Annotated in this window: 8 protein-coding genes; 4 read left to right on the top strand and 4 right to left on the bottom strand. The window is 62.6% G+C overall.

Going from position 1 to position 7912, the window contains the following annotated elements; translation table 11 throughout:
- The 4 genes from EBS11_RS06695 to EBS11_RS06680 form a co-directional block, all read right to left on the bottom strand.
- Nucleotides 1–683 (bottom strand): DUF72 domain-containing protein (locus EBS11_RS06695; protein WP_290601473.1); only part of this gene is annotated, 683 nt, incomplete at its 3' end.
- 69 nt (nucleotides 684–752) lie between these two features.
- Nucleotides 753–1508 (bottom strand): UDP-2,3-diacylglucosamine diphosphatase, encoded by a 756-nt coding sequence (locus tag EBS11_RS06690; protein ID WP_290601481.1) that lies wholly within the window; start codon nucleotides 1506–1508, stop codon nucleotides 753–755.
- A gap of 217 nt (nucleotides 1509–1725) precedes the next feature.
- On the bottom strand, nucleotides 1726–2217 hold the full coding sequence (locus EBS11_RS06685) for a peptidylprolyl isomerase (RefSeq protein ID WP_290601472.1): 492 nt from the start codon (nucleotides 2215–2217) through the stop codon (nucleotides 1726–1728).
- A gap of 71 nt (nucleotides 2218–2288) precedes the next feature.
- The gene (locus EBS11_RS06680) at nucleotides 2289–2918 is read right to left on the bottom strand and encodes a peptidylprolyl isomerase (protein WP_290601471.1); all 630 of its coding nucleotides are present in this window, start codon (nucleotides 2916–2918) and stop codon (nucleotides 2289–2291) included.
- Between the two features lie 278 nt (nucleotides 2919–3196).
- Between EBS11_RS06680 and cysS the strand changes: the two genes are divergently transcribed.
- The 4 genes from cysS to tilS all read left to right on the top strand — a co-directional run bounded on the left by cysS (nucleotide 3197) and on the right by tilS (nucleotide 7912).
- Nucleotides 3197–4594, top strand: a complete 1398-nt coding sequence (gene cysS, locus EBS11_RS06675) for a cysteine--tRNA ligase (RefSeq protein ID WP_290601470.1) — start codon at nucleotides 3197–3199, stop codon at nucleotides 4592–4594.
- Entirely contained in the window at nucleotides 4594–5304 is a 711-nt protein-coding gene (locus EBS11_RS06670; RefSeq protein WP_290601479.1) for a DNA-3-methyladenine glycosylase 2 family protein, read from the top strand. The genes cysS and EBS11_RS06670 overlap by 1 nt, the downstream gene beginning before the upstream one ends.
- A gap of 54 nt (nucleotides 5305–5358) precedes the next feature.
- Nucleotides 5359–6333, top strand: coding sequence for an acetyl-CoA carboxylase carboxyltransferase subunit alpha (locus EBS11_RS06665; RefSeq protein WP_034756951.1), 975 nt, complete (start codon nucleotides 5359–5361; stop codon nucleotides 6331–6333).
- Between the two features lie 160 nt (nucleotides 6334–6493).
- A complete protein-coding gene (tilS, locus tag EBS11_RS06660) occupies nucleotides 6494–7912 on the top strand; it encodes a tRNA lysidine(34) synthetase TilS (RefSeq protein WP_290601461.1) in 1419 nt (472 codons plus the stop codon).

The raw sequence follows: 7912 nt of genomic DNA, 5'->3' as shown, positions 1-7912 counted from the left end.
GACAGGGCCGCGCCGGCCGCCGTGTTGTCGAAGATGCACCAGCTGTCCGCCCGCGCCGGCGCGCGCAGTTCGGCGGCCAGGGCGGCCAGGCAAGGGGCGGCATAGTCGGAATAGTAAATCCGCGGGCTGCCGTGCAGGCGCAGATACGCCGCGTCCGTCGTCGGCACGTGCGGCCCCGGCTGGCCGGCGGGCGGATCGGCGCGCACGCGCGTGATGCGGCTTGCGCCCAGCAGTTCGGTGGCTGGCGCATCAAACCAGCTGGGATGGCGCGCCTCGCAAGCCAGCATGCCATCGAAGCGCTGGCGCAGCGCACTGAAAAATGCGGCGGTCACGTCCGCTTCGAGGCGCAGGCTGGGCGGCAGCTGCACGAGAACACAGCCCAGTTTATTTCCCAGATGCATGACCTCTGCCGCAAAGCGGTCCAGTTCCACGGCGCAATTGCGCAAACGCAATTCGTGCGTGATGCGGCGAGGCAATTTCACGCTGAAACGGAAGTGTCCGGGGACGCTGGCGGCCCAGCGCGCATACGTGGCGCTCTGGTGCGAGCGGTAGAAAGATGTATTGATCTCCACGCAGTGCAGCACCTGGGCGTAGCGCTGCAGGTGGCTGCCATCGGGCGGGAAGTGGCTGGCGGCCGCGCTGGAAATGCTCCAGCCGGCCGTGCCGATGTAAACGGTGTGCATGGCACGATTACAGCAAATCCAGGCGGGCGCGGCTATCGGACAAACGCCCGCAGCGGGGTCGGCGCACGCCTAGTCGATGATATTGCCGTCGAGGTCGTGGCGCGTGATGTTGCCGCGCGCATCGATGGCGATCCAGCCGCCGCGCGGTTGCTCCGGCGGCGTCACGTCGCACTCCCAGTCCGGCAAGACATAGCGCAAGGTATTGCCGACCTGATGCAGGGCAGGGCGATGCGTATGGCCGTGGATCATGACGGTGCTGGCGTGTTCGGCAAATACCTGGGCGACGGCATCGGGCGTGACATCCATGATGTCCATGGTTTTTTCACCATTGTGCGCGCGGCTGCTCTGGCGCAAGCCGTCGATGATGGCCTTGCGCTGCGCCAGCGGCATGGACAGGAACTGCTGTTGCCAGGCAGGTTGGCGCACCATGGCGCGAAATTCCATGTACTGGACGTCTTTCGTGCATTCGGCGTCGCCGTGCAGCAGGACGATGCGCCGGCCGGCGATGGTGGCCACGTGCGGTTCGCTGAGCAGGGTGGCGCCGGCGGCGGCGGCAAAGCCGGAGCCGACGAGGAAGTCGCGGTTGCCGGCGATCCAGTAGACGTGCACGCCCGCATCGCTGACGGCGCGGATGGCGGCCGTCATGCGCGCATTGAACGGATCTTCCAGGTCATCGTCGCCGGCCCAGTATTCGAACAGGTCGCCTAATAGATACAGTGCTTGCGCATATTGCGCATGGTGTTCCAGGAAAGACAGAAACGCCGCGCTGGTGCGCGGGTGCGAGCTCTGCAGGTGCAGGTCGGAAATGAAGAGTGCGGCAGGCATTGTCATCGTTCAACGCTCCCGTAGTGAAGGGACTGCTTGCTTGCGGGACGCATGATTGCTGCCTGGCTTGTTTGGTGTATGGAATGAATTGTTGAAGGCGGCTCTGAAAACCGTAGCGAGCAAGCCCGATGCCGGGTCGAGTCGCGGAGCCGTACCTTGGGTACAGCGAGCAACGGAAACCCGGCAGTGGGCTGCGCAGCAGGTTTGCAGGGCTACCTTAAGCGGCTTCTACTTTCTCGATGATGACATCGGTCACTGGCACGTCGGCGAACATGCCGGCGCGCGAGGTTTTCACGGCGCGGATGGCATCGACGACTTCCTTGCCGTCCGTCACTTTACCGAACACGGCGTAGCCCCAGCCGTCCTGGCCTGGGTAGTCCAGGAAGCTGTTGTTCTGGATGTTGATGAAGAACTGGGCCGATGCCGAGTGCGGGTCCGACGTGCGGGCCATGGCCAGGGTGTAGCTGTCGTTTTTCAGGCCGTTCTTGGCTTCGTTTTCCACGGTGGCGTCGGCTGGCTTCTGTTTCATGCCTGGCTCGAAACCGCCGCCCTGGATCATGAAGCCGTCGATGACGCGGTGGAAAATCGTGTTGTCGTAGTGACCAGCTTTCATGTAAGCCAGGAAATTGGCCACCGTTTTCGGCGCTTTGTCGGCGTCCAGTTCAGCGGTGATCTTGCCCAGATTGGTGGTGATGATGACGGAGGTCATGATGATCCTTAATAAATTGGATGAAAAATTGATTTGGGGCCGAGGCATGCCACGGCGGCAAAAACGCTATTTTACAGTTTTGCGGGCGCTGTCTTGAGTAAAGTCGCCGATTCGATCACCACGGGCGTGACGGGCACGTTCTGGTGCGGGCCCTTGTCGGCCACGGGCACGGCCTTGATCTTGTCGACCACGTCCATGCCTTTGACCACTTTGCCGAACACCGTGTAGCCGAAGCCGTCGCGGCCAGGATAGTCGAGCGCGCCGTTGTCATTGACGTTGATAAAGAATTGCGAGGTGGCCGAATGCGGGTCGCCCGAGCGCGCCATGGCGATGCTGTAGGTGACGTTGGGCAAGCCATTTTGCGATTCGCTCTTGATCGGTGCTTTCGTCGCTTTCTGCTTCATGTTCTTGTCGAAGCCGCCGCCCTGTATCATGAAGCCATCGATGACGCGGTGAAACACGGTGCCCTTGTAGTATCCGCTTTTGACATACTGCAAGAAATTGGCGACGCTCTTCGGCGCTTTTTCCTGGTCCAGTTCCAGCACGATCTCGCCCATGCTGGTTTTCAGGGCCACGTGGGGCGTGGGATCGATGGGGGCCGCCGGTGCGGCTGCCACGACGGCGCTGCCCAGGGTCAGGCCGGCAAACAGGGTGCAGAAGCGGGCCAGGAAAGACAGGCGCTGCGGTTTGGTTTCTTGCATGAAGGCGTCCTTAATCGTTATTTTTCTCTAAACTTGCTTTAATTGTAAAGAAATGAAAATTCGGTTGAACATCGTAAAAACCTGATTCATATCGGGCCAGTATGGTTTTTATCAATGTTATACTTGACCGCTAACGCCCTAATTCTAACAAACAAGAACAACAATACAGCGGGTCGTCCCGTCTTGGCGCACACGGCAGTTCAGTGGCGCGGCACCCCCGGTGTCCGCGCCTGTCTGTCGTTTTGCCTGGCTGGCGGCCGCTCCACTTGCAAAGTACGATGAGCAATCTAAAGATTTACAACACCCTGGCTCGCGAGAAGCAGGTATTCGTCCCGATGGAAGCTGGCAAGGTACGCATGTACGTCTGCGGCATGACCATCTACGATTATTGCCATATCGGCCATGCGCGCATGATGATGGCGTTCGACGTCATCTACCGCTGGCTCAAGGCCTCGGGCTTCGACGTCACCTATGTGCGCAACATTACGGACATCGACGACAAGATCATCCGCCGCGCCGTGGAAAACGGCGAGACGATTTCGCAGCTGACGACGCGTTTCACCCGCTACATGGATGAAGACACGGCCGCGCTGGGCATCTTGACGCCCGACCACACGCCGCGCGCCACCGAATACGTGCCGCAGATGCTGCGCCTGATCGAGCAGCTGGAAGCGAAGGACCTGGCCTATCAGGGCGCGGATGGCGACGTGAACTATGCCGTGCGCAATTTCCCCCACTACGGCAAGCTGTCGGGCAAGTCGCTCGACGACCTGCGCGCGGGCGAGCGCGTGGACGTGAACACGGGCAAGCGCGATCCGCTCGACTTCGTCCTGTGGAAGTCGTCGAAGGAGGCGGAGCCGGAAGAAGTCAAATGGGATTCGAAGTGGGGCAAGGGCCGCCCGGGCTGGCATATCGAGTGCTCGGCCATGTCGTGCGCCTTGCTCGGCGAACAATTCGACATTCACGGCGGCGGCGCGGACCTGCAATTCCCGCACCACGAAAACGAGATCGCCCAGTCCGAAGGCGCGTTCGGCCATACGAGCGTGAATTACTGGATCCATAACGGCTTCGTGCGCCTGGACAATGAAAAGATGTCCAAGTCGCTGGGCAACTTCTTCACCATCCGCGAAGTGCTGCAAAAGTTCGATGCCGAAGTGATCCGCTTCTTCATCCTGCGCGCGCACTACCGCAGCCCCCTGAATTACTCGGACGTGCACCTGGACGACGCGCGCCTGTCCCTCACGCGCCTGTACACGGCGCTGGCCGACGTGGCCGTGGAAGAGGGCGCCATCGACTGGAGCGAAGCCCATGCCGTGCGCGTGCGCGAAGCCATGGACGACGATTTCAACACGCCGCTGGCCGTGGCCGCCCTGTTCGACCTGGCGACGGAAGTCAACAAGAGCAAGTCGCCCGCCCTGGCGCGCCAGTTGAAGGGCCTGGCGGGCGTGTTCGGCTTGCTCGAGCGCACGCCGCAGCAATTCCTGCAAGCCACCGTCGGCGCCGCCGCCGGTGGCGTCGACGAGGCGGCCGGCATCGAAGCGGCCATCGCGGCCCGCAGCGCGGCGAAAAAGGCGCGCGACTTTGCCCAGTCCGACAAGATCCGCGCCGAATTGTTGGCTGCGGGCATCATTCTCGAAGACAAGCCTGACGGCTCGACCAACTGGCGCCGCGCATGATGGCGACGTCCAGGGACAACGGGGAAGCCCCGGTGGCGGCGCAGGTGATCCAGGTGCCGCATTACTGGGAAGAGGCGAAGATCGAGCTGATGAAGCGCGACCGCATCATGAAAAAGCTCATCCCGCAATTTGGCGACCTGCACCTGGTTGGCCATAGCGACCCGTTTACCACCCTGGCCCGTTCGCTGGTGGGGCAGCAGATCACGCCCAAGGCGGCTGATGCTGCCTGGAAAAAGCTGCTGCTGGCTTGCCCGAAATGCACGCCCTCGCAAGTGCTGAAGGCGGGCGCCGAGCAGTTGTCCGCCTGTGGTTTGTCCAAACGCAAGACCGAATACATCCTCGACCTGGCCGACCATTTCAAGGCCAAGCGCGTGCACGCCAGCCAGTGGGACCAGATGGATGACGAAGCCGTCATCGCCGAGCTGGTGCAGATCCGCGGCATCGGCCGCTGGACAGCCGAGATGTTTTTGATATTTAATCTGCTGCGACCGAACGTCTTGCCGCTCGACGACCCCGGTTTGATCCAGGGCATCAGCGTCAATTACTTCTCCGGCGAACCAGTTTCCCGCAGCGATGCGCGCGAAGTTTCCGCCAATTGGGAACCGTGGCGCACCGTGGCGACGTGGTATTTGTGGCGCAGTCTCGACCCTGCAGCCGCCCCTGCCGCACCCGATGCAGCCCCCGGCGCACCAGCCGGTACGGTAAAATAAACATAGATGACGCCGCGCGCCCTGGCGCCGTGGCCGGTAAAACCTGGAGGTACAATGACTAAAACGACTTTCCTCAATTTTGAACAGCCGATCGCGGAACTCGATTCCAAGATCGAAGAGTTGCGCTTCGTGCAAGACGATTCGGCCGTCGACATCTCGGAAGAGATCGACCGCCTGGCCAAGAAGAGCCAGCAGCTGACCAAGGATATCTACGCCAAGCTGACGCCTTGGCAAGTGGCGCAGATCGCGCGCCACCCGCAGCGCCCCTACACCATGGATTACGTGAATGAAATCTTTACCGATTTCCACGAATTGCATGGCGACCGCAGCTACGCGGACGACCTGTCCGTCGTGGGCGGCCTGGCCCGCTTCAACGGCCAGCCGTGCATGGTCATCGGCCACCAGAAGGGCCGCGACACGAAAGAGCGCGCCATGCGCAATTTCGGCATGCCGAAGCCGGAAGGCTACCGCAAGGCCATGCGCCTGATGAAAGTGGCGGAAAAGTTCAACTTGCCGATCTTTACCTTCGTCGATACGCCAGGCGCCTTCCCCGGCATCGACGCGGAAGAGCGCGGCCAGTCGGAAGCCATCGGCCACAACCTGTACGTGATGGCGGAACTGAAAGTGCCGCTGATCGCCACCATCATCGGTGAAGGCGGTTCCGGCGGTGCGCTGGCCATCGCCGTGGGCGATGCCGTGCTGATGCTGCAATACTCGACCTATGCCGTGATCTCGCCGGAAGGCTGCGCCTCCATCCTGTGGAAGAGCGCCGAGCGCGCCTCCGACGCGGCCGAAGCGCTGGGCCTGACGGCGCATCGCCTGAAAGCCATGGGCCTGATCGACAAGATCATCAACGAACCGCTGGGCGGCGCCCACCGCGATCCGAAACAGATGGCCACCTTGCTGAAACGCGCGCTGGCCGACACCCTGCGCCAGTTCCACGGCATGAAAACCAAGGACCTGCTGGCCGCGCGCCATGAAAAGCTGTTGAGCTACGGCAAGTTCAAGGAAACCACGCCGAGCGAGTAATTTGTTGAAACCCAACGGCAGAGTCCGGGGTCAGACCCTCAGGGTCTGACCCCGGCAGTTAAGGTCTTGGGTTAAAGCAAGCATCAAACACCAGGGACAGGCAGGTAGCCGAACACACTCGGCTATCCACCTGTCCCTCTTTGCATTCCCGGAGTCCGAATTGAAAAAGCAACAAACCGCCACCGTCGCCGATATCTTTGCCCGCGCGCTGGACACCTGCGCGCCGCCAGCCGGCGGCGCCGTCGGCATCGCCCTGAGCGGCGGCCTCGATTCCGCGGCCCTGCTGCATCTGGCGCATGCCTGGGCGCAGGAGCAGGGCATCGCCCTGCATGCCTTCCACGTGCACCACGGCCTGAGTCCGAACGCGGATGCGTGGCTGGCCCACTGCGAGCACGCGTGTGCGGCTCTGGGCCTGCCTTTCGAGGCGCGCCGCGTGACGGTGGAGACGAACGCGAAGACGGGCACGGAAGAGGCGGCCCGCAAGCGTCGTTACGCGGCCCTGGGCGAGCTGTGCGCCGCGCATGGCGTGCGCCTGCTGCTGACGGCCCACCACCAGGATGACCAGGCCGAAACGGTGCTGCTGCAGTTGCTGCGCGGTTCCGGCACGGCAGGCCTGTCCGGCATGGATGGCGCCAACAGCGCGCCCGAACTGCTGGGTAATCCTGACCTGGTGATGGCGCGGCCATTGCTGCCCGTGTCGCGCAGGCAACTTGAAGCGTACGTGGCGAAGCACGCCATCGCGCATATCCATGACGAATCGAACGACGATCCCCGCTTTGCCCGCAATGCCCTGCGGCACCAGGTGATGCCCGTGCTGGCGCAGGCCTTTCCCGGTTTCCAGGAGCGTTTCGCCCGCAGCGCCCAGCATGCGCAATCGGCGCAGCGCCTGCTGACGGAACTGGCGACGCAGGACCTGACCGCCTGCCTGGACGGCGAGTGCATCGAGCTGGCGAAATTGCGCGCGCTGAGCGCGGACCGCTGCTACAACCTGCTGCGCCACTGGTTCGGCACGCGCGGCTTGCGCATGCCGTCGACGGCGTGGCTGGTGGAAATGCTGGCGCAGCTGCTGGAAGCGCGGCCCGACGCGCAACTGCTGGTGACGCATCCCGATTGCCACGTGCGGCGCCACCGCGACCGCTTATATCTGACGCCGAAACTCGGTGACCTGGCCGGCATGCGCGAGCGTGACGACGCGGGCATTCCCGGCCTGGAAAAGGTCAGCCAGGAGTTCACCTGGAAAGGCGAGGCCAGCCTCGCGTTTCCCGCATATGGCGGCGTGCTGCACTTCGATACGGTGGAAGAGGGCGGGCAGGGCATCGATGTTGCCTGGCTGCAAGCACAGACTTTGACGATTGATTTCCGCCAGGGCGGCGAGCGCCTGAAGCTGGCCCTGAACCGTCCCACGAAGAGCTTGAAATACCATTACCAGGCGTTCGACGTGCCCGCCTGGGAGCGTGAACGCCTGCCTCTTGTCTGTGCGGCGCAACAATTGCTGTATGCGGCTGGTATTGGCCTCGACTGTCATTGCCTGAGCTTGCTGGATCGTCCCCGCATCACCCTGCGCTGGCAGTCCTGCTGA

Origin of the sequence: Janthinobacterium sp., assembly GCF_009923995.1 — a bacterium.
Taxonomy (GTDB): domain Bacteria; phylum Pseudomonadota; class Gammaproteobacteria; order Burkholderiales; family Burkholderiaceae_D; genus Janthinobacterium.
Note: the sequence above shows the minus strand (reverse complement) of the source record. Positions and strands in the feature narration are given on the sequence as shown.